Source organism: Streptomyces collinus Tu 365, assembly GCF_000444875.1.
GTDB classification, from domain to species: Bacteria; Actinomycetota; Actinomycetes; order Streptomycetales; family Streptomycetaceae; genus Streptomyces; species Streptomyces collinus_A.
The window spans coordinates 7,532,481-7,557,552 of the sequence record NC_021985.1; the positions used below are offsets into that span (position 1 = coordinate 7,532,481).

General features: G+C 74.1%; 20 protein-coding genes. 8 read left to right on the top strand and 12 right to left on the bottom strand.

Translation table 11 applies throughout. From position 1 onward, the window contains the following. Positions 1-34 precede the first annotated feature (34 nt). From B446_RS32690 to B446_RS32700, 3 genes are all read left to right on the top strand, one after another. Positions 35-274 carry a hypothetical protein gene (locus B446_RS32690; protein WP_043476900.1) on the top strand — a complete coding sequence of 80 codons (240 nt, stop codon included), beginning with the start codon at positions 35-37 and terminating at the stop codon, positions 272-274. 4 nt (positions 275-278) lie between these two features. Continuing rightward, the gene (locus B446_RS32695; RefSeq protein WP_020943732.1) at positions 279-656 is read left to right on the top strand and encodes a hypothetical protein; all 378 of its coding nucleotides are present in this window, start codon (positions 279-281) and stop codon (positions 654-656) included. 497 nt (positions 657-1,153) lie between these two features. Beyond that, positions 1,154-2,734 carry an RICIN domain-containing protein gene (locus B446_RS32700; RefSeq protein ID WP_043476901.1) on the top strand — a complete coding sequence of 527 codons (1,581 nt, stop codon included), beginning with the start codon at positions 1,154-1,156 and terminating at the stop codon, positions 2,732-2,734. A gap of 45 nt (positions 2,735-2,779) precedes the next feature. On the opposite strand, the gene B446_RS32705 is transcribed toward B446_RS32700, so the two are convergent. Continuing rightward, positions 2,780-3,949 (bottom strand): lactate 2-monooxygenase, encoded by a 1,170-nt coding sequence (locus B446_RS32705; RefSeq protein ID WP_020943734.1) that lies wholly within the window; start codon positions 3,947-3,949, stop codon positions 2,780-2,782. Between the two features lie 412 nt (positions 3,950-4,361). On the opposite strand from B446_RS32705, the gene B446_RS32710 reads away from it, so the two are divergent. After that, positions 4,362-4,796, top strand: a complete 435-nt coding sequence (locus tag B446_RS32710; RefSeq protein WP_020943735.1) for a protease inhibitor — start codon at positions 4,362-4,364, stop codon at positions 4,794-4,796. A 207-nt stretch (positions 4,797-5,003) separates the two neighbouring features. Here B446_RS32710 and B446_RS32715 read toward each other — a convergent pair whose 3' ends face one another. The 10 genes from B446_RS32715 to B446_RS32760 form a co-directional block, all read right to left on the bottom strand. Then, entirely contained in the window at positions 5,004-5,201 is a 198-nt protein-coding gene (locus B446_RS32715) for a CDGSH iron-sulfur domain-containing protein (protein WP_020943736.1), read from the bottom strand. Further along, positions 5,182-5,856, bottom strand: a complete 675-nt coding sequence (locus B446_RS32720; protein WP_043476904.1) for a HemK2/MTQ2 family protein methyltransferase — start codon at positions 5,854-5,856, stop codon at positions 5,182-5,184. The genes B446_RS32715 and B446_RS32720 overlap by 20 nt, the downstream gene beginning before the upstream one ends. Next, positions 5,857-6,861 carry an iron-containing redox enzyme family protein gene (locus tag B446_RS32725; protein ID WP_020943738.1) on the bottom strand — a complete coding sequence of 335 codons (1,005 nt, stop codon included), beginning with the start codon at positions 6,859-6,861 and terminating at the stop codon, positions 5,857-5,859. Between the two features lie 74 nt (positions 6,862-6,935). Next, a complete protein-coding gene (locus tag B446_RS32730) occupies positions 6,936-7,127 on the bottom strand; it encodes a hypothetical protein (RefSeq protein ID WP_020943739.1) in 192 nt (63 codons plus the stop codon). 170 nt (positions 7,128-7,297) lie between these two features. Beyond that, positions 7,298-8,803, bottom strand: coding sequence for an MFS transporter (locus B446_RS32735; RefSeq protein ID WP_020943740.1), 1,506 nt, complete (start codon positions 8,801-8,803; stop codon positions 7,298-7,300). 199 nt (positions 8,804-9,002) lie between these two features. Continuing rightward, positions 9,003-11,876, bottom strand: coding sequence for an NHLP bacteriocin export ABC transporter permease/ATPase subunit (locus B446_RS32740; protein WP_020943741.1), 2,874 nt, complete (start codon positions 11,874-11,876; stop codon positions 9,003-9,005). Position 11,877: 1 nt separating this feature from the next. After that, complete coding sequence (locus B446_RS32745) at positions 11,878-14,100, bottom strand: NHLP family bacteriocin export ABC transporter peptidase/permease/ATPase subunit (protein WP_020943742.1); 2,223 nt, start codon at positions 14,098-14,100, stop codon at positions 11,878-11,880. Next, positions 14,097-14,903: an HlyD family efflux transporter periplasmic adaptor subunit gene (locus B446_RS32750; RefSeq protein ID WP_020943743.1), complete on the bottom strand. Its 807-nt coding sequence runs from the start codon at positions 14,901-14,903 to the stop codon at positions 14,097-14,099. Before B446_RS32750 ends, B446_RS32745 begins: the two co-directional genes overlap by 4 nt. A gap of 106 nt (positions 14,904-15,009) precedes the next feature. Beyond that, positions 15,010-15,225, bottom strand: coding sequence for a hypothetical protein (locus B446_RS32755; RefSeq protein ID WP_020943744.1), 216 nt, complete (start codon positions 15,223-15,225; stop codon positions 15,010-15,012). A 450-nt stretch (positions 15,226-15,675) separates the two neighbouring features. Continuing rightward, positions 15,676-16,089, bottom strand: a complete 414-nt coding sequence (locus B446_RS32760) for a PaaI family thioesterase (protein WP_020943745.1) — start codon at positions 16,087-16,089, stop codon at positions 15,676-15,678. Positions 16,090-16,286: 197 nt separating this feature from the next. Here B446_RS32760 and B446_RS32765 point away from each other — a divergent pair, with 197 nt between their 5' ends. After that, positions 16,287-17,780, top strand: coding sequence for a S1 family peptidase (locus B446_RS32765; RefSeq protein WP_020943746.1), 1,494 nt, complete (start codon positions 16,287-16,289; stop codon positions 17,778-17,780). Positions 17,781-18,225: 445 nt separating this feature from the next. On the opposite strand, the gene B446_RS32770 is transcribed toward B446_RS32765, so the two are convergent. After that, positions 18,226-20,376: a SpoIIE family protein phosphatase gene (locus B446_RS32770; RefSeq protein WP_419184167.1), complete on the bottom strand. Its 2,151-nt coding sequence runs from the start codon at positions 20,374-20,376 to the stop codon at positions 18,226-18,228. 432 nt (positions 20,377-20,808) lie between these two features. Between B446_RS32770 and B446_RS32775 the strand changes: the two genes are divergently transcribed. The 3 genes from B446_RS32775 (at position 20,809) to B446_RS32790 (ending at position 25,058) form a co-directional block, all read left to right on the top strand. Further along, positions 20,809-21,492, top strand: coding sequence for a thioesterase II family protein (locus B446_RS32775; protein WP_158506793.1), 684 nt, complete (start codon positions 20,809-20,811; stop codon positions 21,490-21,492). A 1,002-nt stretch (positions 21,493-22,494) separates the two neighbouring features. After that, positions 22,495-23,619, top strand: a complete 1,125-nt coding sequence (locus B446_RS32785) for a cytochrome P450 (RefSeq protein WP_020943749.1) — start codon at positions 22,495-22,497, stop codon at positions 23,617-23,619. An 89-nt stretch (positions 23,620-23,708) separates the two neighbouring features. Beyond that, positions 23,709-25,058 (top strand): serine hydrolase domain-containing protein, encoded by a 1,350-nt coding sequence (locus B446_RS32790; protein ID WP_020943750.1) that lies wholly within the window; start codon positions 23,709-23,711, stop codon positions 25,056-25,058. Positions 25,059-25,072: the final 14 nt, after the last annotated feature.

Below are 25,072 nucleotides of genomic sequence, written 5' to 3' on the forward strand. Positions count from 1 at the left end.
TACGCCCGAGTACCCGCGCGGTACCGTGAGGGGCATGCCAGCTCTCAACGTGGAGTTCAGCGAACGCGAGCTTGAGGACCTGCGGCAGATCGCCAAGGAGCGCGGGACGTCGATGAAGGCCCTCGTACGCGAGGCCGCGGCGGCGGACATCGCCCGGCACCGGGCGCTGCAGGAGGGCGCGGAGGCCTTCCGGAGCTTCTTCACCGCCCACGCCGAGGAGTTCGCGGCCGCGTTCCCGGACGACGAGTCCCCGGCCAGGGGCGAGGCCGCCTGAGCCGATGCCGCCCGCCCTGCACATCGACGTCCCCTGGCTCCTCCAGCGGCACGAGGAGGTCCTGCCCGACCAGCCCACGGTCGACGACTTCTCCGCGCTGGTCGCCGCGGTCGCCCGGCACCGGGTCGACCCGCCCCGGCTCGGTGTGGACTCCGACCCCGCCTGGCGGGCCGCCGCCCTGCTGCACACCCTCGCCGTGCTCAAGCCGCTGCCCGCGGCCAACGCGCGCTTCGCCTGCGCCACCGCCGTCGCCTACATGTTCGTCAGCGGCGCCGGCATCGACGCGCCCTACGGCGCCCTGGTCGACCTCGCCCGCGACCTGATGTCCGGCAAGACCGACGTGTACGGCGCGGCCGACCGGCTGCGCTCCTGGCAGATCTGACGCGGCCCCGGCCGGCGGGGGAAGCCGCGAGGGCCGTCGGCCGGGGTGCGTTCCGCGGGCGGCGGGGCCGCCGGCCGAGGGCGGGAGGAACGGGGCCGGCGGCCGGTTTCGCGCGGGAGAGCCGCCGTTCCGCGCGGGGCCTTCCGAGGGGGCCGGAACCCAGTCCAGCACCGGGCCGCGCACCCCGGCAGCGTGCGCGGGGAGCCGGTGGGTGCGTGCCCTTCACACGGGGCGCGCGGGGCCGCAGAGGGCGCGGCACCGGTCCGGTGTCCGCACCCGCTTTCCGACTTTCTGTCAACGGCGCCCATGTCGTCCGCGCGCCTTGTTGCGTGTGTGGAACGTGTGCAAGGGTTTGCTCACCCGTGCGGGGGTGATCGCCGGACTTCTTCCGGCAGTTGGGGCACCGGACCGTCGAGGCGCCGGTGAAATTCCCGCTCCCCGCCCGCGTCCCCCGGAGAGCCGGACCAACGCTCCGTACGCACAAAGGAATTCGTTCAGTGCCCACCCCCCACCCGCCCCGTCCGCCCTACCCGCCCCCAGGGGGAGACCCGGGGGAGTCCGACGAGTTGCTCGCGGCTCCGCTGCGGGCCGGCTCGGACGCCGAGGCCGCCCGCTCTGCCGCCCTGCTGATGGCCCGCCACTGGCGGCCGGCGCAGGACTACGCGGTCGTCTGCCTGGCCGTGCCCGGCCCCCTCGCCCATATGGTCACCGCCACCGCCTTCCACCAGGTCCTGGACCGGCTCGCGCTCGGCGAGCCCGCCGAGGCGCTGCGGCCCCGGCTGCTGGTGGCGGTGCGGGACACCGTCCTCAACTGGGCCACCACCGACCGGATCACCGCGGTGCTGCCGGGGCTCCAGAAGCCCGCCGGGGGCCGCGGGATCAGGATGGCGAAGACCCTGATACCGGAGAACCGCGCCCTTTCCGAACGCTCGTTCCACGGCCTGCCCCGGCTCGAACAGGCCCTGCTCTGGCACACCGAGGTCGAGGCCGAGCCGCTCGCGGTCCCCGCGGGACTGCTCGGACTGGACGGCGACAGCGCGGCCGTCGCGCTCGAACAGGCCCGGGAGAAGTTCCGGGAGGGCTGCGTGCGCGCCCACCGCGAACTCGCGCCGAGCACCGACTGCCGCCACTACAACCGCCTCCTCGACGTGCCGATCCGCCGCGGTGGCGCCCTGCTGCCCGACGTCCGGCAGCACCTCGACGGCTGCCCCTACTGCCGGTACGCGGCCGAGCAACTGGGCCGGATCGAGGGCGGACTCGGTGTCCTGCTCGCCGAGGCGGTGCTCGGCTGGGGAGCCCACCGGTACCTGGAGTCGCGGCCCGGCCGCAGTGGTACCGGCCCCGCTCGCACCCGTGGCACCTCCCGCCGGTCCGGCGGCGGCCGCCGTGGCGGACCGGCAGGCCGGCTTCCGGAGCCCGGTGGGGGACGCCGGCGCGCCGGGGCGCGGCCGGACGCGGCCGACCGGCGGGCGCCCGGGGCCGGCCTGTCGGCCAGGACGCTGCTCAGCGGGGTCGGGGTCGCCTCGGCCGTGCTGCTCGCGACCGTCCTCGTGCTGACCGTGTGGCCGCACGGCGGCGGCCGCGTCGACCCGGTCGCCCCCGCGGGCGCCGGCACCGACGCACGGTCCCGGACGCCGTCCTCCGCGGCGCCGCCCGGCACCGCGGGTCTGCCCACGGCCGGCCGGCCGACCCGGCTGCACAACGCCGCCGCCGACCTGTGCCTGGACGTCAGGGGCCGCCCGGCGGCGGGCGCGAGCGCGGTGCTCGCCGCCTGCTCGACGGCGGCCACGCAGCGGTGGACGTACGGCGCGGACGGGCTGCTGCGCAGCGGCGCGGACTCGGGCCTGTGCCTGGACTCGCACGCGGACGCGGGGGTCGTCATCCTCGGCACCTGCGCGGACGCGGGCGCACGACGTGGTGACGACGTGCGCTACCACCTCACCGTGCAGGGCGAGTTGCTGCCCCGCTGGGACGAGACCCTGGCCCTGTCCCCGGCCGGCGAGACCGCGGGCTCCGACATCGTCGTCAAGGTCCGCGACCACTCGGCGGGCCAACGCTGGCGCCCCGACGCGCCGTAGCCGCGCCCGGGCTCCCCGCCGCCGTCGGCGGCGGGGACCGGCCGTTCAGGCGTTCGTGTCCACGACGTCGTCCGAGGTGACCGTGGCCGGGGTCGAGTGGCCGGAGAGGGCCAGGGTGAGGTCGAGTTCGGCGAGGACGCAGCGGATCACGTGCTCGACGCCGGGCTGTCCGTCCAGGCCGAGGCCGTAGACGTAGGGTCGGCCGAGCAGTACCGCCCGCGCGCCGAGGGCGAGGGCCTTGAAGACGTCGTCGCCGGTGCGCACCCCGCTGTCGAACATGACCGTCAGCCGGTCGCCCACCGCCTCCGCGACGCCGGGCAGCGCGTCGGCCGCCGCGACCGAGCCGGCCACCTGGCGGCCGCCGTGGTTGGAGACCACCACGCCGTCCATCCCGGCGTCGGCGGCCTGCCGCGCGTCGTCCGGGTGCAGGACGCCCTTCAGGACGATCGGGCCGTCCCAGTGCTCCCGGAGGAACGCCAGGTCGGGCCAGGTGTGGCTCGCGTCCCCGAACAGGCCGAGGAAGTGCCGGACGGCCGCGGTGGGGTCCTCGTGCACGGGCTTGGCGAGCCCGGCGGCGAAGGCCGGGTCGGTGAAGTAGTTGGCGGTGCCCACCCCGTGCAGGAACGGCAGGTACGCCTGGTCGAGGTCGCGCGGCCGCCACGCCAGCAGCGGCGTGTCCAGGGTGACCACCAGCACCGAGTAGCCGGCCGCCCGGGCCCGGCCGAGGAAACTGCGCGTCACCTCGCGGTCGGCGCCCCAGTAGAGCTGGAACCAGCGCTCGGCGTCCCCCATCGCCTCCGCCACCTGTTCCAGCGGCGTGCTGGACGCCGACGACAGGATGTACGGCACCCCCTGCGCGGCGGCGGCCCGGGCGGCGGCCGGCTCGGCGTCCGGATGCATGATCGACAGCACGCCGACCGGAGCGAGGGCGAGCGGCGCGGGCAGCGCGCGGCCGAGCACCTCCACGGACAGGTCCCGCTCGTGGACGTCCCGCAGCATGCGCGGCACGATCCGGCGGCGGGCGAGCGCGGCCCGGTTGGCCGTCGCCGTACTGCCGTCGCCCGCGCTGCCCGCCACGTACCCCACCGGGCCCGGGCCGAGGCGGTGTGCGGCGAGTTCCTCGAGCCGGGTCGGATCGGTGGGGAGGCGGGGCACGGCCCCCGTCATCCCGTTCAGGTAGATCTCGTACTGGAAGTCCGCCCAGTGCTTCGCCATCCGTGGGTCCGCCTCTCCTCGTCGGGCCTGCGCCGCGCCGACGATACCCGCGGGTAGGTGCCGGCGGGCCCGGGGGGAACCGCCGGGATCCCGGCGGGGATTGCGGAACGCGCCCGTGAACACGAGGCGTCACGACGGGGTTCACCGGGGGGCACGCCGGAATGTTTCAGGCCGATTAACGAAGAGGTGTTTTTCGGCCATCCATCGAGCATGACCGATCAAGAACCGCTCGGTTGAGCGGTCGAGCCGGTCAGTTTTAGTGACTTCACGCCACTGATTCAACACGCAAGGTTACTGAAACGTGAGGGTTCGATGTGTGTTTCGTCGACGGACTCGGCAGAGTGGCGCTCGCCGCCCCGGCCCACCCGGCCGGCGCCGCGGCACCCTCCATCCGAGCGGAAGGATGCACACAATGCGGAACACCGCGCGCTGGGCAGCGGCCCTCGGCCTCACGGCCGCCGCCGTCTGCGGACCCCTGACGGGGGCCGCCGCCGCTGCACCGGACGCCGCCCCGTCGTCGCTCTACGCCCCCTCGGCCCTGGTGCTCACCACCGGCCACGGCGACAGCGCGGCCACGGCGACTCCGGAGCGCGCCGTCACCCTGAACTGCGCCCCGACGCCCTCGGGCACCCACCCGGCCGCCGGCCGGGCCTGTGCGGAACTGCGCGGGGTCGACGGTGACTTCGCGGCCCTCCAGGCCCGGGGCGACGTCCGGTGCACCAAGATCTACGACCCCGTGGTCGTCACGGTGCAGGGCGTCTGGCAGGGCCGACGCGTCTCCTACGAACGGACCTTCGGCAACAGCTGCGCGAAGGACGCGCTCGACAGCAGCGTCTTCGCGTTCTAGAGCCGGGATCGCACGGTCCCCGTATCACCGGATCAGGCCCGCAACTGGGGAGTGCGGCCCCTGGAACGGGGAACCTGCGATCTCGCACCGGGGCCGACGGGCGGAGTGGGGCCGTCCCGTCGACTCCCGGGCACACAGCCGCTCCCCGGGCAGGCCCGTGGGGGGCCTCCCGGGGAGCGGCGAAAAACCACCTGTTTCAACCGTTGGTCATGCCTTGCGCCGGTGACTCGTGTCGCACCAGGGGAAGCGGCGACTGCGCCGGCAGGTGCACAGAGCGACACGGAAACGGTCCGAGGAGACCGTGGTGCCGTCCTCGAGTTCGACTTCCACCGGGCCCTCCACCAGCAGCGGCCCCGGCCGCTGCACCCGGATCCGGCAGGGCCGGTCAGCACGGTCGTTCGGCACGGATCACCACCAGCTCCTCCTTGTCGTCGGCCGCCGCGAGCAGTCCGCTGCGGCGCAGCCAGTCCTCCCGCGAGCGCAGCACCGGACCGAACGCGATCCAGCGGCGCCGGACCACCGCGGCCTTCAGCCCCGCGCCGCGCAGCAGTTCCAGCGTCCGCTCCGGTCCGCTGAGCGCGGAGTGGACGATGAGCAGGACGCCCCCGGGGCGCAGCAGCCCGGGCCCGTCCCGGCAGATCCGGTCCAGCAGCAGCCGCCCGTCGTAGCCCGCGTCCCAGGCGACGGCCCGGCCGCGCGGCCGGCGCCGCTCCTCGGGCGCCGGCACGTAGGGCGGGTTGGCGAGTACCAGGTCGTACGTCCGGCCGCGGACCGGGCCGAAGAGGTTGCCGCGCCTGATCCGCACCGGCAGCCGGGTCAGCCACGCGTTGAGCCGCGCCGTCCACACCGCCCGCCGGGACACGTCCACCGCCGTGACCTCGGCGCCGTGACGGGCGGCCGCGAGAGCCAGCGCGCCGCTTCCGGTGCCCACGTCGAGCACGTGCGCGCCCGGCGCGGGTGCCTCCTCGTGGAGGGCCTCGATCAGCAGTGCCGTGTCGTCCTGAGGGGCGTAGACGCCCGGGAGTACCAGTGAGATCACAGGGCGCGAGTACCCTGGCATTCAGGATGTATGGGCCATTTCCGAGGCAAGGGGTGCACGGAGCGACGAGCGTCCCGCACGCCACTCGGTGAGCAGCCGCCGCGCCAGCCGGCCCTCGAGGAACTCGGTCGCGTCGATGCCGAAGGCGATGTCGGACGCCGACTCCGGTTCCTCCTCCAGCAGGCCCCCGATGACGTCGTGGCGGACCACCTGCTCGTGCACCGCGTCCGCCTCGACGTGCTCGTCGTAGAAGAACTCGGCGGCCGGACCGGCGCCCGTGCGGCGCATCGCCTCGGCCAGTCGGCGCGACCCGGGCGATGAGGTGATCTCCACGTCGGCGAAATGGCCCACCAGCGCGGCGCGCAGCTCGCGGTGCAGCCCGAACAGCGACATCAGGTTGACGACGGCGAGCATCTCGGCGCAGCCCGCGTCCAGGTAGTGGCCGTAACCGGTGTCCAGGCCGAGGTCCGCCATCAGGTCCGCGAACAGCCGGGCGTGCACCCGGTCGGCCCGCCCGCCGCCGAACTCGTCGAACTCCACCGCGGCCATCGCCGCCTTGGCCCGCCCCCACAGCCTGGGCAGCACCCACGCGTGCGGGTCGGCCTCCTTCAGGTGGTACAGGGAGCGCTGCGCCGCGTACTCGCGCAGGTGCCACAACTCGCCCTCATCGCACAGGAAATGGGAGACCCCGGTGCCCTCGGCCGGTTCGACCAGGAGGGCGCCGAGCGCGTCGTCGAGGCTGTCGTGTCCCGGGGTGTCGGCGCGCAGCGCGGTCAGGAAGCGGTCCTCCAGCGCACCCCGCAGCCGCAGCAGTTCGGGGTCCCACTCGTAGCGCGCCTCCACGCCCGCGAAACCGCGGTAGTGCAGCTCGTAGCAGAGGTAGAGGGCGAGCTGGAGATCGTCGCCGTACGGGTCGGCCGTGACGGTCCGGGGCAGCCGGCCGGCGCCGCGCAGGTACGCGACGACGGCGTCGGAGAGCTGCCCCCGGGCCGGGGGCAGCTGGGGTCCTCGCAGGTGGTCGTTCATGGCAGCCGGGTACCCGCCCGGCATGAAGGCACTACACGAAGGCGCTGGTGGTCAACCGCGTCCCGGCTCGCGGCTCACTCTCCCTCCGACCGCTCCTGCGCCGCGGTGTTCGGCGTGATGGCGTCGGCGGCCTCGCCGTCCCGGCGCCCGTCGCGCACGTGCGTCTCCGCGTCCTCGGCCTCGTGGAGCACCTCGCCGAGGGCCGTCCGGGGATGTGCCTTCCGGTCGTCGCGCTGCTCGTGGTGGTCGTCGTGTCCGCCCGGCATGGGGTCTCCTTCCGCCGCCGCGTCCCACGCGTCCCGCGGTCCGCGCGGCTGGGTCGTCCTGATCGTTTTCGGGTTACCCGCAGACGCCGTCTCAAGCCTGCGGGGGGCCGCCGTCGTGGTGACGGCGGCCCCTCGGCGCGGTCGCGGCGATCGGAACGCCTGGCGGCGGCTCACATGTGGACGACCGGTGCCGCGTCCGCGTCCTGCTTCGGCACCCCGCGCCGGTAGAGCAGGAAGGCGATGACCGTGCCCGCGCCGAAGAGGACCGCGGACCACCAGAAGGCGGTGGTGTAGCTCTCGATCGTCGCCTGCGCCTGCACCTGCCTGCTCGGCGGGTTGTGGGCCGCCAGGTAGTCGGTGGCGGCGCTCGCGGCGAGCGTGTTCAGCAGGGCCGTGCCGATCGAGCCGCCCACCTGCTGCATGGCGTTGACGGTGGCCGAGGCGACCCCCGCGTCCTCGGCCGCGACCCCGCCGGTGGCCAGCTGCATGGCGGGCGGCATGACCAGGCCGAGGCCCACACCGATCACGATCACCTGGGGCAGCACCGCGCTCGCGTAGGAGGAGCCGACGCCGATGCCGGTCAGCCAGGCCATGCCGGCCGTGGCGATCGCGAAGCCCAGCGGGATGACCGCCTTCGGGCCGATCCGGGGCAGCAGGACGGTGGTGCCGAGCTGCGCGGCCACCATCAGCGCGCCGACCATGGGCAGGAAGGCGACACCGGTCCGCGTCGGGCTGAAGCCGAGGTTGAGCTGGAGGTAGTAGGTCAGGAAGAGGAACACGCCGAACATGCCGGCGCCGGTCAGGAGCACCGCGACGAACGAGGCGCCGCGGTCGCGGTCGAGCAGGATGCGCAGCGGCAGCAGCGGGTGCGCGGCCCGGGTCTGCCACCAGGCGAAGGCCGCCAGCAGCAGGCCGCCCGCGATGAGGAAGCCCCAGGTCAGCGGCGAGCCCCAGTCGTGCGTCTCGGCGTTGGAGAAGCCGTACACCACGGAGAACAGACCCGCGGCGACCAGGATCGTGCCCGGCACGTCCAGCCTGGCGTCCGCCGCGTCCCGGTGGCTGCCCAGCAGCACCCAGCCGCCGACGAAGGCGACCACCGCGATGGCCACGTTGACGTACAGGGTCCAGCGCCAGTCGAACGCGTCGGTCAGCACGCCGCCGAGCAGCAGGCCGACCGCGCCGCCGGCGCCGGCGATGGCGCCGTACACGCTGAACGCGCGGGCCCGCTCACGGGCGTCGGTGAAGGTGGTGTTGAGCAGCGACAGCGCGGCCGGCGCGAGCAGCGCGCCGAAGGCGCCCTGCAGGGCGCGGGCGACGACCAGCAGGGTGAAGCCGTTCGCGGCACCGCCGAGCGCGGAGGCCGCGGCGAAGCCGACGATGCCGACGAGGAAGGCGGGCTTGCGGCCGAACAGGTCCGCGATGCGGCCGCCGAGCAGCAGCAGCGAGGCGAAGGCCAGCGCGTAGGCGGTCACGATCCACTGCCGGTTGCCGTCGGAGAAGCCGAGGTCGGCCTGGGCGGACGGCAGGGCGATGTTCACGATGGTGGCGTCGAGGACCACCATCAGCTGGGCGACGGCGATGACCGCGAGGATCCACCACCGCCTGGCCGGGGCCTGGGTGGGGGCCTTCGCGAGGGCCCCCGTACGGGTGCCGTCGGCGACAGTCTTCTGGGGCATGGGGAACCACTCCGGGAAGCTCGCGTAGACGCGTAAACGAAACCGTTTCGTACAGGTGGAGGCTAGAACAGTTTCAGCGAAACGGCAACGTTTCGCTTGCGGGGGGGCGGGGGCGACGGGTACCGCACCGGCCGCGGTGTCCTCGCCGCCGAGGACACCGCGGCCGGTGACGCCGGGCCCGGGGGCCTTCGGCAGGGCCCTAGGCGAGCTGCCTGCGTACCAGCTCGTGCAGCCGGCCCCCGGTGTCGGCGAGCAGGTCGGCGGGCGTGCCCTGCTGGACGACCTTGCCGTCCTCCATGACCACCACCCGGTCCGCGTCCAGCACCGTCGACAGACGGTGGGCGATGACGACACGGGTGGCGTTGAGCTTGCGGGTGCTCTCGATGACGACGCGCTGGGTGTCGTTGTCCAGGGCGCTGGTCGCCTCGTCGAAGAACAGGATGCGCGGGCGCCGGATCAGCGCCTGGGCGATCATCAGGCGCTGCCGCTGCCCGCCGGAGATCGCGCCGTTGCCCGCGACGATCGTGTGCAGGCCCATCGGCATCCGCTCGATGTCCGCCGCGAGACCCGCCAGCTCCGCCGCGGCCATCGCCTCCTCCGGCGTGTACGGCTCGGTCCCGCAGATGACGTCGAGGATCGACCCCGTGAACGGCTGGGCGTGCTGGAGCACGACACCGCACTGGCGGCGCACCGCGGAGGGGTCCAGGGCGGCCAGGTCCTGGCCGTCGTAGAGCACACTGCCCGAGACCGGCCGGTCGAAGCCGATGAGCAGCCGGAGCAGGGTGGACTTGCCGCAGCCGCTGGGCCCGACGATCGCCACGAACTCCCCGGGGCGCACCGCGAACGACACGTCGTCCAGTACGAGCGGCCCGTCGTCGGCGTACCGGAAGGAGAGCCGGCGGGCCTCCACCGCGCCGGACAGCGGACCCGGCCGGGTGCTCCCGGAGCGCACCTCGGGGGTGGCGTCCAGGACCGGCCTGATCTCCTCGAACAGGGGCAGCGCGGCCACCGCGGAGACGAAGGACCCGGTGAGCTGGGTGACCGAGGTCAGCAGCATCGTCACCGACGTGTTGAAGGTGAGGAACGCCGCCGCCGACATCGCACCCCTGGCCGGGCCCGCCAGCAGCATGAACATCAGCAGGGTGCACACCGGCAGGTAGACCGCGCCCAGCACCGTGGTGAGGTTCTTGATCCGGCCCACCTTCTGCTGGAGCTCCCGGCTGCGCGCGAACTCACCGGCCCAGGCGGCGTACGCGTAGTTCTCGGCCGCCGCCACCCGCAGCTTCGGCAGGCCCCTGAGGGTCTGGAACGCCTGGTTGTTCAGCTTGTTGCCGAGCACCACGAGGCGCCGCTGCCAGCGCACCTGCCACAGCCCGAGACCGAGGAACACGGCGGCGATGACGACGAGCATGCCGATCGCCGCCAGCGCCATCGGCACGCTGAACCAGAACAGCAGCCCCAGGTTCATCGCCCCGACCGTCACGGACTGCGCGACCACCGGACCGACGCCCGCCAGCAGCCGGCGGATCGCGCTGATCCCCATGGCCGCGCTGGCCAGTTCGCCGGTGGAGCGCTGGGTGAAGAACCGGGTCGGCAGCCGCAGCAGCCGGTCCCAGACGGCCGGTTGCAGCGCCGCCTCGATGCGGCCCTCCAGACGCAGGATGGTCAGGTTCTCCAGCAGCGTGAACGCGGCCGACACCACCCCGCTCAGCAGCACGGCGAGACAGACCTGGGCGATCAGGTCCTCCTGCGCCCTCGGCACGTACTCGCCGAGCACCTTGCCCGTGGCGACGGGTACCAGGGCGCCGATCGCCACCGTCACCAGCCCGGCCAGCCCCAGGTGGAGCAGGTCGCCGCGGGTGCCCCGCAGACAGAACCGGAGCAGGGCCGCCGGGGTGAGGCGGCGCTCGGGCAGCGGCCGGTAGAACATCACCGCGCGCGGCTCGAACTCCGCCGCGTTCGCCTTCTCGACCGGGGTCTCCCGGCCGGTGCCCGGGTGGACGGCCGCGTAGCCGCCGCGCCGCCACAGCAGCGCGACCGGCGCCCCGGACAGCGCCCGGTGCCCGACCAGCGGGCCCACGTTCTCCCGCCACCAGCGCCCGTCGAGGCGCACCGCCCGGGTGCGCACCCGGGAGGCGAGGGCGACCCGTTCGACCGGGTCGAGGCGGTCGCTCTCGGTGCCGCCCTGCGCCGGTCCGGCCAGCTCTATCCCGGCCGCCTCGGCGACCAGCCGGCAGGCCGCGTACGTCGCGTCCGCGTCGGCGGCCGTGGTGCGGCGGGCCGAGCGCCTGCCGATGGCGGCCAGCAGGGTCTGGTCGGCCTGGGCGCGGACCGCCTCACCGGCCTTGATGCCGGCGGCCGTCCGCGTCTCGTGGGTGCGCTCCAGCTGCTCGATCCACCGGTCGAGCGCGGTCAGCAGCCGGTACTGCTGGTCCACCATGCTCTGCCACAGCGCCGGGTCCATCAGCAGGTCGGCGGCGGCCTCCGCGCCGTACAGCGACCCGTACTGCACGCTGCCCGGCGGCACCTGCATCCAGAATACGTCGTCGTCCCCCGCGCTCGAAGGAGCTCCCGCGGGTGCACCCCCATGGGCGGCCGTCCGCTCCTCGGCCATCGGCGCCTGGAACAGGACGGACAGTCCGCGGCCCACGCCGAGGGCGAGCGCGTACTCCAGCGGGCTCGACGTGGGCGGCACGTACTGGGGGTTGCCGTACGCGTCGTAGGACCAGGTCTGGGTGTGCGCGGGCTGGTACAGCTCGCGCAGGCCGACGCGGTGCACCACGCAGTCCCGCGCCGGGCGCGCCACGAGCGTGTGCTGCGCGCCCGCGACCGGACCGAGCAGCAGCGCGCCCGCCTCCAGCCGGCCGAGGTGGTGCCAGTGGCCCTGCTCGGCGGCGTCCACGGCGAAGAGGTCCAGGGCGCCGGCCGCCACCAGCCAGAGCACCTGCGGGCCCTGGAGGTCCAGCCGGTTGAGACCGGCGCAGTCGACCCGGGTGCCGAGTGTGCCCAGCGCGCCGAGGACGAGGTCGCCCTCGTCCCCCTCCTGCTCCTGCTCCTGCCGAACCGTCGTCATCTCACCGCTCCCTGACCAGCGCGGCGTACGCGCCGCCGCGCGCCACCAGCTCCTCGTGCCGTCCGCGCTCCACGACCGTGCCGTGCTGGAGCACGACGATCTCGTCGCTGTCGCGGACCGTGCTCAGCCGGTGGGCGATCACCACGCAGGCGCAGCCGCGACGGCGCAGGTTGTCCATCACGACCTGCTCGGTCTCCGCGTCCAGCGCGCTGGTCACCTCGTCCAGCACGAGGATGCTGGGCCGGCGCACCAGCGCCCGCGCGATCTCGAGGCGCTGGCGCTGCCCGCCGGAGAAGTTGCGGCCGTCCTGCTCGACGGCGCTGTGGATGCCGCCGGGGCGGCGCGTCACCACGTCGTACAGGGCCGCGTCCTGCAGCGCCTCCACCACGGCCTCGTCCGGCACCGACGGGTCCCACAGCGCCACGTTGTCGCGGACCGAGCCCTCGAAGAGGAAGACGTCCTGGTCGACGAAGGACACCGAGGCGGCGAGCGCGCCGCGCGGGATGTCCTCCAGACGGCGGCCGTCGATGCGGATCACCCCGTCCCAGGGCGTGTACAGGCCCGAGATCAGCCGGGACACGGTCGACTTGCCGCTGCCCGAGCCGCCCACCAGCGCCACCTGCCGGCCCGGACCCACCGTCAGGTCGAAACCGCTCAGCAGCGGCCGGTCCAGCGGGCTGTAACCGAAGGTGACGTTCTCCAGTTCGACGTGCCCGTGCAGCCGGCGGGTGGAGTCGCTCCCGCCGGGGCGGGCGTAGAGCGGGTCGGCCCGGAAGTTCTCCACGTCCTTGAGCCGGGCCACGTCGGCGGCGAAGTCCTGGATGCGGCCCGCCACGCCGTTGAGCCGGGTCAGCGGCGCGGTGAAACGCGTGACCAGCGCCTGGAAGGCGACCAGCAGGCCGACCGAGATGTGCCCCTCGACCGCCCGCAGGCCGCCGATCCACAGGATCAGCGCGCTGTTGACGGTGGCCAGCGTCGGCGCGACCACCCCCAGCCAGGCGCTGGGCACACCGAGCCGCTGCTGCTCCTCCAGGGTGGTGGCGTGCTGCCCGGCCCACTTGCGGAAGTAGCCGTCCTCGCCGCCGGTCGCCTTCATCGTCTCGATCAGCTGCAGTCCGGTGTACGAGGTGGTGGTGAGCCGCGCGGTGTCCGCGCGCAGCTTCGCCGTCCGGGTGGCCCGCAGCCGTACGACCAGCCGCATCGCCACCACGTTGAGCAGCGCCACGCCGATCCCGAGGAAGGTCAGCTGCGGGTCGTAGGTGTAGAGCAGGACCGCGTACAGCACGACCACGATCGCGTCGACGCCCGCCGCCGCGAGGTCGCGGGCCAGCGTCTCGGCGACCTGGTCGTTGGACTGCAGCCGCTGCACCAGGTCGGCGGGGGAGCGCTGGGCGAAGAAGGTCACCGGCAGCCGCAGCAGATGGCGCAGGAAGCGGGCGCTGGAGAGGGTGGAGGAGATGATCCGGCCGTGCAGCAGGTTGGCCTGCTGCAGCCAGGTCAGCACCAGCGTGAGCAGCACGCAGGTCGCCATCGACGCGAACAGCACGCCCAGTAGCGAGGTCTGATGGCCGATGAGGAACATGTCGATGTAGGTGCGGCTGAGCGCGGGCACGGCCGCGCCCACCGCCACCAGCAGCAGGCTGGCCAGCACGGCGGCGGGCAGCGCGCCCGCGGTGCCGCGCAGCCGGGCCGGCATCGCGCCGAGCACGCCCGGCCTGCGGCCGCCCCGGGTGAAGCCGTCGCCGGGCTCCATCACCAGCACCACACCGGTGAAGCTGCCGTCGAACTCCTCCATGGGCACGAACCGGCGGCCCTTGGCGGGGTCGTTGATGTACACGCCGCGCCGGCCGAGGCGGCGGCCCATGCCGTCGTAGACGACGTAGTGGTTGAACTCCCAGAACAGCACGGCCGGGGCCCGCACCTCGGCGAGCGCGGCCAGGTCCATCTGCATGCCCTTGGCCGTCAGGCCGTAACCGCGGGCCGCCTTCAGCAGGTTGCTGGCGCGCGAGCCGTCGCGGGAGACGCCGCAGGCGATGCGCAGCTCCTCCAGCGGCACGTGCCGGCCGTAGTGGCCGAGCACCATGGCGAGGGAGGCGGCACCGCACTCCACGGCCTCCATCTGGAGCACGGTGGGCGTACGGACCGTGCCGCCGCTGGGCTTGGGCACCGGCCGCCTGGCCGGCGCGGCCCGTCTGCGGCCGCGGGATTCCTGCGTGGTGGTCACGGGAGCAGCCAATCGAGGGGGCGCTGGTCGGCGAGCCGGACGGAGCCGGAGGCGAGGGTCATGGAGTCGAGGCGGTAGGGCGGCCCGTCGCCGGTGGACCACCGGTAGCCGCTGCGGGTGGCGGACGACCGGTCCAGGGCCACGAGGACGGCCACCGGGCGTCCCTTACGGGTGAACTGCTCGCCGAGCTGGCTGTCGCCGAGGAAGGCGGCGATCGACTGCGGGGACTGGGCGGCGCGGTCCACGGACCTCACGTGTCCGCGCAGTACGCCGTAGCGCTCGGTCGGCACGGAGGACACGGTCAGGTCGACCGGGGCGTGCGCGGGGATGGCGGCGGCGTTCTCGGCGGGGACGTACACGGTGGCGTAGAGCGGGTCGGAGGCGTGCGCGACCTTCTCGACGGCGGCCACGTCGGTGCCGGTCCTGATGATCTGGCCGATGGTGGCGGCGAGCGCGGTGACGCGGCCTGCCGCGACCGCGCGGACCGTCGCGTCGCCCTGTGCCGTGCGGACCCTGAGCACGGGGGCGCCGGCCGGCAGCCGTTCGCCCTCCTTGGCGAGGACGGCGGTCACCTGGCCGGTCACGGGGCTCTGCAGCAGGTAGCTGCCCTGCCCGTGGGTGAGGACGGCCTGCGCGCTCACGGTGGAGGCGACCGAACCGGTCACCGCCCACACGGAGGCGGCCGCCATGACGACGACGGTGACGCCGAGCGCGAGCCAGCCCTGGGGGCGGGCCAGCCGCACCGGGAGGTCGAGCTCCTCCGGCGACTGGAGCTTGGCGAGGGCCTGTTGGCGGAACTGCACGGAACTTCCTCACCCCAGAAAGGACGTCGTCAGGGTGCGTTCCGGGGCACCCGAGAGTCCCGGAGCCTGGGGACGGCTCCGGGACTTCGGTGACACCGGGGTGCGATCAGAGACCGGCGACCAGGTTGGTCAGCGGCTGGGTGTTCAGGCCGGTGACGCCCTCGACGGTGCCGACAGCGGTGTCCACCAGGCCGGAGACCGGGGCGATGCCGTTCAGGGCGCCGGTGGCGGTGTTCAGGGCGTTCACGGAAAGACCGCCGGAGACGTTGTCCAGCTCGGCGTCCGAGATCTCGACGGTCTCGACCTGGGGGGTGGAGTTCATGGTGGGAACTTCCCTTCATATGGATATTCACAAGGGGGAAGCGGCCCCCTCTGGGGACAGGACGGCCGCGTCCGCGGGGCGTCGGGCGCCCGTCTCCGGAAGCCCGGGGGACCCCCGCGATGCGATGGATCAAAGCACGCGCGCCGCTCGCGCTTCCAATCAACCAGGGCTCTCACCTGCGAACTTGGCGCACGGTCGGGCGTATACGTGCAGGCGCGGGCACGGCATGTCGATGAGTCCTTCACATGCCGCACGGCATCGGCGCCGCCAGACCCTTGCCCGAGGGCCGGGGAATCCGGCACTCGGCGCCAATGGCACCCAGGGGGGCGTGCGGATGTGCAGAAGCGGCGACGTCCGTGATTCGGTTGAGCATTCAATGTGCAGATTCCCTGAAGCAGGGATTCCGGTACGTGTCCTCAACGGAGCGCTACCGACCGGTGGCCGAGCGTGTCAGCCCATCAGGGCGTAGACCGTGCTCGCCCGGGCCGCCAGCGCACCCGAACCGGCGTCGCTCAGCGTGATGTCCGCGAACGCCATCCGCCGGCCGAGCTTGGTGAGGACCGCCTCGATCAGGACATCCGCACCGGTCACCGCGCGCTGGAACGACGTCGACTGCTGAACGGTCGTCATCGGCACGAATCCGCCCCGCGCGGCCGACACCGCGATCACCGTCGCCGTGTCCGCGGCCGCCATCAGCGCCTGGCCCGAGAGCCCGCCGCCCTCCCGGGCGAGCCGGTCCGACCAGGGCAGCCGCAGGACCGCCCGGTCCTCGCCCACCGCCTCGACGGACAGCCCCAGTTCGAGCACCCAGGGGGCGAAGTTGGCGGAGAGGATCTCGCCGGCCTCGGCGGTGGTCATCGTCATGCGGGCGATTCTTCCCGGCCGTCCGGCGCGGCACGCGGCACCTGGCCGATTCACCCCCGTGGCACGCCTGTTGGCAAACGGAATTGAACGCACCGTGTGACCCGCCCGTACCTAGAGCCATCCAGGCGCCCCCCAACGACTGCCCGACAGCGGCAGACCCCCGTCCCCAGGAGGTCGAGAAGTTGAGTCACAAGCGAATGCCCAAGCGCAAGGCCGCGATAGCGGTGGGCGGTGTCGCGGCGCTCGGAGCGGCAGCACTCCTGCTGCCCAACGCCAACGCATCCCAGGGCAACGACCAGGCCTCGGGCGCCGCCGGCACCGCGAAGACGCTGAAGGCGGCGGACGCCTCGAACCTCGCGGCCCAGCTCCAGAAGGCGCTCGGTGACGCCCTCGCGGGGGCCTACTACGACAGCGGCAAGCAGCAGCTCGTCGTGAACGTCGTCAACGGCGACAAGAACGTCGTCGTGCAGGCGCAGAAGGCGGGCGCCGCCGTCCGCCAGGTCGCCAACAGCACGGCCGAACTCAAGGCGGCCGCGCGGACCCTGAAGACCAAGGCGACCATGCCGGGCACCGCCTGGGCCGTCGACGCGCGCACCGACAAGGTCGTCGTCACCGCCGACTCCACCGTCACCGGCGCCAAGTGGGACCGGCTCGAGTCGACCGTGCGCGGTCTCGGCGCGGACATGGCCACCCTGAAGAAGTCGGCCGGCACCTTCAAGACCTTCGTCTCCGGCGGCGACGCCATCTTCTCCCAGGTGCAGGGCGGTCAGGTCCGCTGCTCCCTCGGCTTCAACGTCACCGCGTCCGACGGCAGCCCCGCCTTCCTGACGGCCGGTCACTGCGGTGTCGCCGCCAAGGACTGGTCCGACTCCCAGAACGGCCAGCCCGTCGCCACCGTCGACCAGGCCACCTTCCCGGGCAACGACTTCTCGCTGGTGAAGTACAACGACGCCGCCACCCAGGCGCCCAGCGAAGTCAACGTCGGCAACGGCCAGACCGTGCAGATCAAGCAGGCCGCGGACGCCACCGTCGGTTCGACCGTCTTCCGGATGGGCTCCACCACCGGGCTGCACAACGGCCAGGTGACCGGTCTCGACGCCACCGTCAACTTCCAGAGCGAGACCGACCCGAACGGCGTCGACACCGTCAACGGCCTCATCCAGACCAATGTCTGCGCCGAGGCCGGCGACAGCGGCGGCTCGCTGTTCACCCAGGACGGCGGCGCCGTCGGCCTCACCTCCGGCGGCAGCGGCGACTGCAAGAGCGGTGGCGAGACCTTCTTCCAGCCGGTCACCGCCGCCCTCCAGGCCACGGGCGCCACCCTCGGCGACGGCGGCAACGGCGCGGGTGCCGGCGCGGGCGACCAGGCCGGCACCGCCGACCCCTCGGCGTCGGCCGGTGACCAGGCCGGTGCCGGTGCCGGTGCCGGTGCCGGTGACCAGGCGGGCGCGGGTGACCAGGCCGGCACCGCCGACCCCTCGGCGTCGGCCGGCGACCAGGCCGGTGCCGGTGACCAGGCCGGCGGCGACCAGATCGGCGGCGGCGCCGACCCGTCCGCCACGGCCGGCGACCAGAGCGGCGCCGACCAGAGCGGTGCGGCCGACCAGAGCGGCACCGGCGACCAGAGCGGCGCGAACGCGGGAACCGGTCACCGGTCCGGCGCCGGCTCGGGCCACGGCGGGTCGTCCTGACGCTGACCCCGTCCTCGTGACCCGCTCACGTCCCCGAGGCGTCCCGCGCGAGCGACGACGACCTCGCCGGTAACCACGGGAGGGCGGAAGCCGCGGGAACGCCCCCGCACAACTCCCCGTCCGGCCAGAGCGGTTCCGGCCGGCGGGGACGGTCCGGCCCTCCGGCGGGAGGGCCGGACCACGGCTGCCGGGCCCGGCGAACGGGCCACGGCTGTCGGGCCCGGCGGGCAGAGTACGGCCGTCGGGCTCGGCGAATGGGCCGCGGCTGTCGGGCTCGGCGGGCGGGCCACGGCCGTCCGGCTCGGCGAACGGACTACGGCCCTCGGGCTCGGCGGACGGACCCCGGTTACCGGGCCCGGCGAACCGGCCTGGGCCACCGGGACCGGCGAACCGGCCCCCGGGAACCGGGCCCGGCGAACCGGCCTCGGTCACCGGGACCGGCCGATCAGCCGGCCTCGCCGGCCCGCAGCAGCAGTACCGCCACGTCGTCCGCCCGTTCCCGGGCGGCCGCGCTGTGCCGTACCAGTTCGTCGGCCAGGTGCTCCAGCGGCTGGTCGCCGACCTCCGCGAGCAGCGCGCCCAGCTCGACCAGGGAGTCCTCGATGTCGACCCCGGGCGACTCCACCAGGCCGTCCGTGTACAGGACCAGGACCGATCCGGGCGCCAGGGACACCTCGGTCGTCGGATACGTCGCCGACGCGTCGATCCCGAGCAGCGGGCCGCCGGCCAGGTCCAGCACCCGCACCCGTCCGTCCGGGCGTCTGAGCAGGGGCGGGGGATGCCCGGCGCGGGCCATCACGGCCTTGCCGCGCGCCGGGTCGAGCCGCAGGTAGAGGCAGCTGGCGAAGAGTTCGGCGCCGAGGTCGACCAGCAGCTGGTTGGTGCTGCGCATCACCTCCTGGGGCGGCTGGCCCACCGTCGTGTAGGCCCGCACCCCGGTGCGGATCTGTCCCATCAGCGCCGCCGCCGTCACGTTGTGGCCCTGCACGTCCCCGATCACGGCGGCCGCCAGCGGCCGGGCGGGCACGAGGTCGTAGAAGTCGCCGCCGATCTCCATGCCCAGGGTGGCCGGCAGATAGCGGGCCGCCGCCTCGATGCCCGGCAGCCGGACGAGCGAGTGCGGCAGCAGCGACTGCTGCAGACCCTGCGCGAGCCGGTGCTTGGCGTCGTAGAGCAGGGCGCGTTCCAGGGCCTGCGCGATCAGACCGCCCAGGCTGGTCAGGACCGCCCGCTCGTCGGCGGGGAAGCCGTGCGGTTCGGCGTACGCCAGCACGCAGGTGCCGACCGGCCGCCCGGACGCGATGAGCGGCAGATAGGCCCAGGCCGCGAACCCGTCCGGGGTCTCGTGCCGGTTCGGGTACAGCCGCTCCAGGTGCTCCCGCGAGTCGAAGAACGCCGGCACCCCGCTGTTCAGAGCCTGGGTGCCCGGGGCGCGCTCGCTCAGCGGCAGCCCGGCGAACCGCTCGACGACGTGCGGGTCCGGGTAGCCGCGGTGGCCCAGCACGTGCAGCCGCCCGGCCTCCGAGCCCAGGATCACCAGCGCCTGGCTGCCCACCGACGGGGCTACCTCGTCCCAGACCAGCTGCACCACGTCCTGCACGCTCACCGCCTCGGTCAGCGCCCCGGCCAGGCTCAGCACCTGGGAGATGGTCACCAGCCTCGGGTGCCCCCGCTCCGTCGGCGGCGCGGTGCGCGCCATGTCCGCCACCGCCCGGGCCCGGCTGATCCGCACGCTCAGCCCGGTGGTGCTCGGGTACATCCGGAACGACAGCCACTCGCCCGGCGGGCGCAGCGCGACGAACGAGGTGGCCTGCTGGCTCATCAGCGCGGCCCGGTAACGGTCCTCGTACATCGGGTCGTTCAGCCACGGCACCGACACCCAGGGCAGGGTGCCGAGCAGTTCGCCGGCGGGCCGGCCGAGCATCTCGGTGGCGGCCGCGTTGGCGAAGCAGATCCGGCCGTGCAGATCCAGCGACACCAGTCCGTAGGGCAGCCGGGACACCATGCGTGCCGCTTCGACCGAACCGAGCGTTCCCACCACCCCGGAGACGGGCGTGGCCAGCAGGTCGCGCTCGGGACCCGGCAGCCGGTTCTCCGCTGCGGCCCGCTCCAGCCGCAGGGCCAGCCGCGCGCAGGCCGCCGTCAGGTGCTCGCGCTCCCCGTCGGACAGCTCGTGCGCGTGCGCGCCGGGCCAGGTGAGGAACACGGCTCCGTACACGGTGTCCGCCGTCGCCACCGGCAGCGCGGCCAGTGCGAAGGGATACGGCAGCACCACCGCGATGCGCGGGTAGCTGCGGGCCATCTCCTCCTCGCCGCCCACCCACACCAGGCGCCGCAGGCGCACCGCGTCCGCGACCGGGATCGGCGCGCTCAGCCCGACCCGCTCCCAGGGCGCCGCGAACGCCCGGGGCATGCCCGCCATCACCGCCATCTCCAGGACCGGCTCGTCGGGGTGGAGCAGGTACACCGCCCCGGCGTGCGCGTGCACCCCGTCGAGCATCGAGGCGAGCGCGAGCGACAGCAGCGGCTCACCGGCCGGTGCGCCGGCGTCCGCCGGTGCCCGTGTCGGCCCTGGCCCGTCGGACACGCCGACCACCTCCTCACACGGCCGCGCGTCGCCTCGCTTCCCGGGGACAAGGCTGCCTCGCGGGGGAGCGCGGCGCACGGCGAGCGCCTCGGACCGCTTCCCGGCCGGCGGTGCTCACCTGCGGGGGAGCGGCGCCGCCCGGGGTGCGCACGGATACCCCGGGCGGCCGTGCTCATGCCCCCGGAACCGGCGCGCGCGGTGACGGCGCGCTCCCCATGTATGCCCCTGTGCACCCCGTCGGCCGGATCCGGGCGCTGAATGACGGGGCCGGCGGACGGAACCCGTCGACGGCGGGGGAGGCGTTACCGTACGGTACGCGGTGGTCACACCGGGTCGGCCGGGGCGTAGGAACCGGCCGCGAGAGGAAGGGTGGGGGGCGCCGTGAAGGGCGAGGACCCTTGGATCAGGCCACTGCGCGGTGCCGCGGAGCCACGCGCGCGCGTGCTCTTCTTTCCGCACGCCGGTGGCGCCGCCTCGTTCTACGCTCCGTTCGCGCGCCGGTTTCCCCAGGGGTACGACGTGGCGGCCGTCCAGTACCCGGGGCGGCAGGAGCGCTTCGGCGAGCCCTTCGTGACGACCGTCGAAGGGCTCGCCGCCCAGGTGGTGCCGTCCCTGCGGCGGTGGGCCGCGGGGCCCGTCCCGCTCGTGCTCGTCGGCCACAGCATGGGCGCGTCCGTCGCCTTCGAAACGGTGCTCGGGCTCGGGCGCGAAGGGGCGACGGCGCACTGTCGTCTCGTCGTCTCCGGGCGGAGCGCTCCCTCCAGGCCCCGCGAGACACCCGCCTGCGACACTGACGAGGAGATCCTCGACAACATCGCCGGTCTCGGCGGCACCGACGCGGCGGTCATCCGCGATCCGGATCTGATGGACCTGGTGCTGCCCGCCCTGCGCAATGATTACCGGGCGGTCACCTGGTACCGGCCGGCCCCCGACCTGGTCGTGGACACGCCCGTCCTGTGCCTGACAGGGGATCGGGACCCTCGGGTCGCGCCGGACGAGGCCGCGGCCTGGAAGAGTCACACGAGCGCCGGTTTCCGGCTGGAAATCCTCCCTGGAGAGCACTTCTACCTGTCGGACCAGCCGGACACCTTCGTGCGGCTGGTCGCCGAGTGCGCCGACGTGTGAGGGCGTGGACCGACGCCGACGGGCAACGCGTCCGCGGCGCACGGAACCCGGTCTGTACTGCCGTTGTCCGGTCGGGGCACGGGCGCGCGGCCCGGAATCGCGCGTGCCGGTAACTCCCGTGGCGTGGCGCCGGGTTCCCCGTGTGCGGTGCCCGCCGCCGGGGCCCGGGCCGCACAGCCTTCACGTCGGCCGGCGCCCCGTGGTGGCTTGAATCATCGGGTGGGACCCGGCGCACGCCTCCGCACCTCCGTGTCGTACAACCGCAGGTGGCGCCGGCTGCTGCCCGCGCGTCGGCAGGAGGGTCAAATCCTCGGCGCCGCAAGGAGTTTGAGGATGGCGCGAAGGGATACACGCTCGTAGCGCCGGGTCGGCGCCGGTGAGCCGCCCCCATCCACTTCGGGGGGTTGCCATTCCGTCACCCGACGTGAAAACTGTGAGCGCCCTTCGACCCGGACGGATCGGGTCGAAGTGTATTTCATGCATACCAAGCACCAGATTCGTGGCACGGAGGGGTCTCGCGCGACTCGCTGCGCGGGCAGAGTCACTGGGGGATGTGGAGATGTCTGCTGGGTGCCCGAGGCGCGCGCTGCCAGGCTGTGGACGCGCGAACCCGCCGGCCGTACGGCGGATCTCCGGATCGCCCGGAGCCGGCGTCCTGCCGGACGGAACCCGGCCCCGGGCCTGCTGACGCCCTGCGGGGCACCGGGCCGCATGCCGCGACGGGACGTACGGGCTGACGTCCGAGCGGCCGGTCGCACCCCCTGACCGCGCGTCGGTCGTCCGGCGCGCAGCGAGAGCCGCACCCGTGGTCCGGAGCTGTCGACCACGTCCGTCGCGGCAAGGGCCACCCGCCCGGCGCACCCTCACCACCGTGGACGGCGCACGCCGGACCCGCGCGTCCTCACCCAAGGAGAACCGGTGACAAGCACCCGACCGACGAGGGCCGAATCGCCCTTGGACGCGTTACCCGACCGGTGGCGGTCCTTACGCGAGGCGGGCCCCGTGACCTACGACGAAGCACAGGGCCAGTGGCGCGTCGTGGACCACCAGGGGGTCTCCGCCGTGCTCGCCGACCCCGCGACGTACTCCTCCGACCTCACGCCGATCACCCCCACCCAGGAGGACTTCGAGACCTTCCGGCAGGGGAACTTCGTCGGCATGGACCCGCCGGAACACCGCAAACTGCGCACCCTGGTGAGCCAGGCCTTCACCCCCAGGGTGGTCCAGGGGCTCGAACCGCGCATCGAGGACGTCTGCGCGCGCCTCCTCGACGGTGTCGCCGACCGCGACCGGTTCGACCTGGTCGACACCCTGGCCTACCCGCTGCCCATCATCGTGATCGCCGAACTCCTCGGCATCCCCGCCGACGACCACAGACTCTTCCAGGAGTGGGCCAGTACCCTCTTCGGCGGCGACCAGCTCGGTGACAGCCTGGACATGGCCGACCTGGAGCGGGCGCTGGAGGCCATCGCCCCGACCGTGCGCGAGATGAACGGGTACGTGCTGGACCACATCCGGCGCCGCCGGGCCCGCCCCGGGGACGACCTCACCAGCCGGCTCCTGGCCGCGGAGGTGGACGGAACGCGCCTCGCGGACGAGGAGATCGTCGGATTCGTCGCCCTGCTGCTGGTGGCCGGGCACATCACGACCACCGCGCTGCTCGGCAACGCCGTGGTCACCTTCGACGGCCACCCGGGCACCTTCCCCGCGCTGCGCGAGGACCCCGGCCGGCTGCCGGACGCGGTCGAGGAAGTGCTGCGCTGGCTGCCGCCCTTCCCCGAGCTGGGACGGCGCACCACCAGACCGGTGGTGCTCGGCGGCCAGGAGATCCCGGCCGACACCCTGCTGATGGTGCACCTGGGTGCCGCCAACCGCGATCCCTCCCGCTTCACCCGTCCGGACGTCTTCGACGTGGCCCGCAGTCCGAATCCCCATCTGACCTTCGGCCACGGCATCCACTTCTGCTTCGGCGCACCACTGGCCCGGCTGGAAGCGCGGATCGCGCTGCACATGCTGATGGAACGTTTCCCCGCGCTCACGATCCCCTCCTACGACGACGTCACGTACCAGAATCCGGCCGTCCTCGTCGGCGTACGGCACCTACCGGTCGCCGTCACCAGGCCCTGACGCGCCGGCGCGCGCAGGCTCCGCACCGCTCACCCGCGGACCGGCCGCGTTCCCTCCCCGCATCCGCTCTCACGAGGAGTCCCCTGCCCATGCCGTACCCCAGCGCTGCCCCGGTCGCCGAGCGGCCACCGTCCCCCCTGCGCGACGAGCTGCAGAGCCGCCTCGACACCCTCGCCCGCGCCCACCGTGTGCCCGGTGCCCAACTGGCCGTCCACACCGGCACGCACACCCTGAGCGTGCACACCGGCACGGCCGACGCCGCGACGGGAGCCCCCTTCACCGCGGACACGGCCGTACCCCTGGGCTCGGTCACCAAGATCGGCACGGCCGCCGTCGTGCTGCTCCTCGCCGACGACGGCGACCTCGACCTCGACGAGCCCGCCGCCGGACTCGTGCCGGAACTGCGGCCGTTACCCAGGGTGTCCGCGCGGCATCTGCTCAGCCACACCGCCGGCCTGCCGACCGGACCCGACTCCGACAGCGCCGCCGGCACCACCGCCGCGCGCTACCTCTCGGCGGTCTGCACCGCGCGGAACGCCCTGTTCCCACCGGGAACGGCCTTCTCCTACTCCAACGCCGGCTACGTCGCCGCCGGCCGGCTCGTGTCCGAAGTGACCGGCATGACCTGGCAGGAAGCGCTGCGCGCGCTCCTCCTGGAACCCCTGGGCATCGTCCCCGCCTTCCTCGGCGACGCCGCTCCCGCGCGGCCGGTCGCCACCGGCCACGCGCTCAACACCGCCACCGGCCTGGTGCGCCCGGCCCACCAGAACCTCGCCCCGGTGGAGGCCCCGGCCGGAGCCCTGCTGGCCGGCGCCGAGGACCTCGTGGCCCTGGGCAGGGCGCTCGTCGGCCGGTCCACCGTCCTGCCCGCGTCCGCCGCCGCCCGGATGCGCCGCCCCGAACCGGCCGCCGACCCGGGTGCGCTGGCCGACTCCTGGGGTCCGGGCCTCGCGCTCTTCGAGCAGGACGGCCGCCTGTGGTGCGGCCACGACGGGAACGCCCAGGGCACCTCCTGCCACCTGCGGGCCGAGCCGGACAGCGGCGTCGTCGTCGCCTTCACCGGCAACTCCGGCGGCGCCACCGCCCTGTGGCGGGACCTCGCCGCCGACCTCGCCCGGCTCACCGGCATCCGCGTGCCGGCCGCGCCGGCCCCCGCCCGCCGCGGCCGCGCCGTACCGCTGCCGGGGTGCGCCGGCAGCTACCGCAACGGGAGCACGGAGTACGCGGTCAAGCTCGACGGGGACGGCACGCCGACGCTGTCCGTGGACGGCGACTGCCCGATCCCGCTGGTGTGCTACCCGGACCTGTCCTGCGACCTCGTCGACCCGGCCACGGGCCGGCACGAGCCGGGCGGCCGCTTCCACCGCGACCCCGCCACCGGGACCATCGACCGGCTGCAGATATCCGGACGCACCGCGCGCCGCACCGGCACCGTCTGACCGAGACCCGCGTC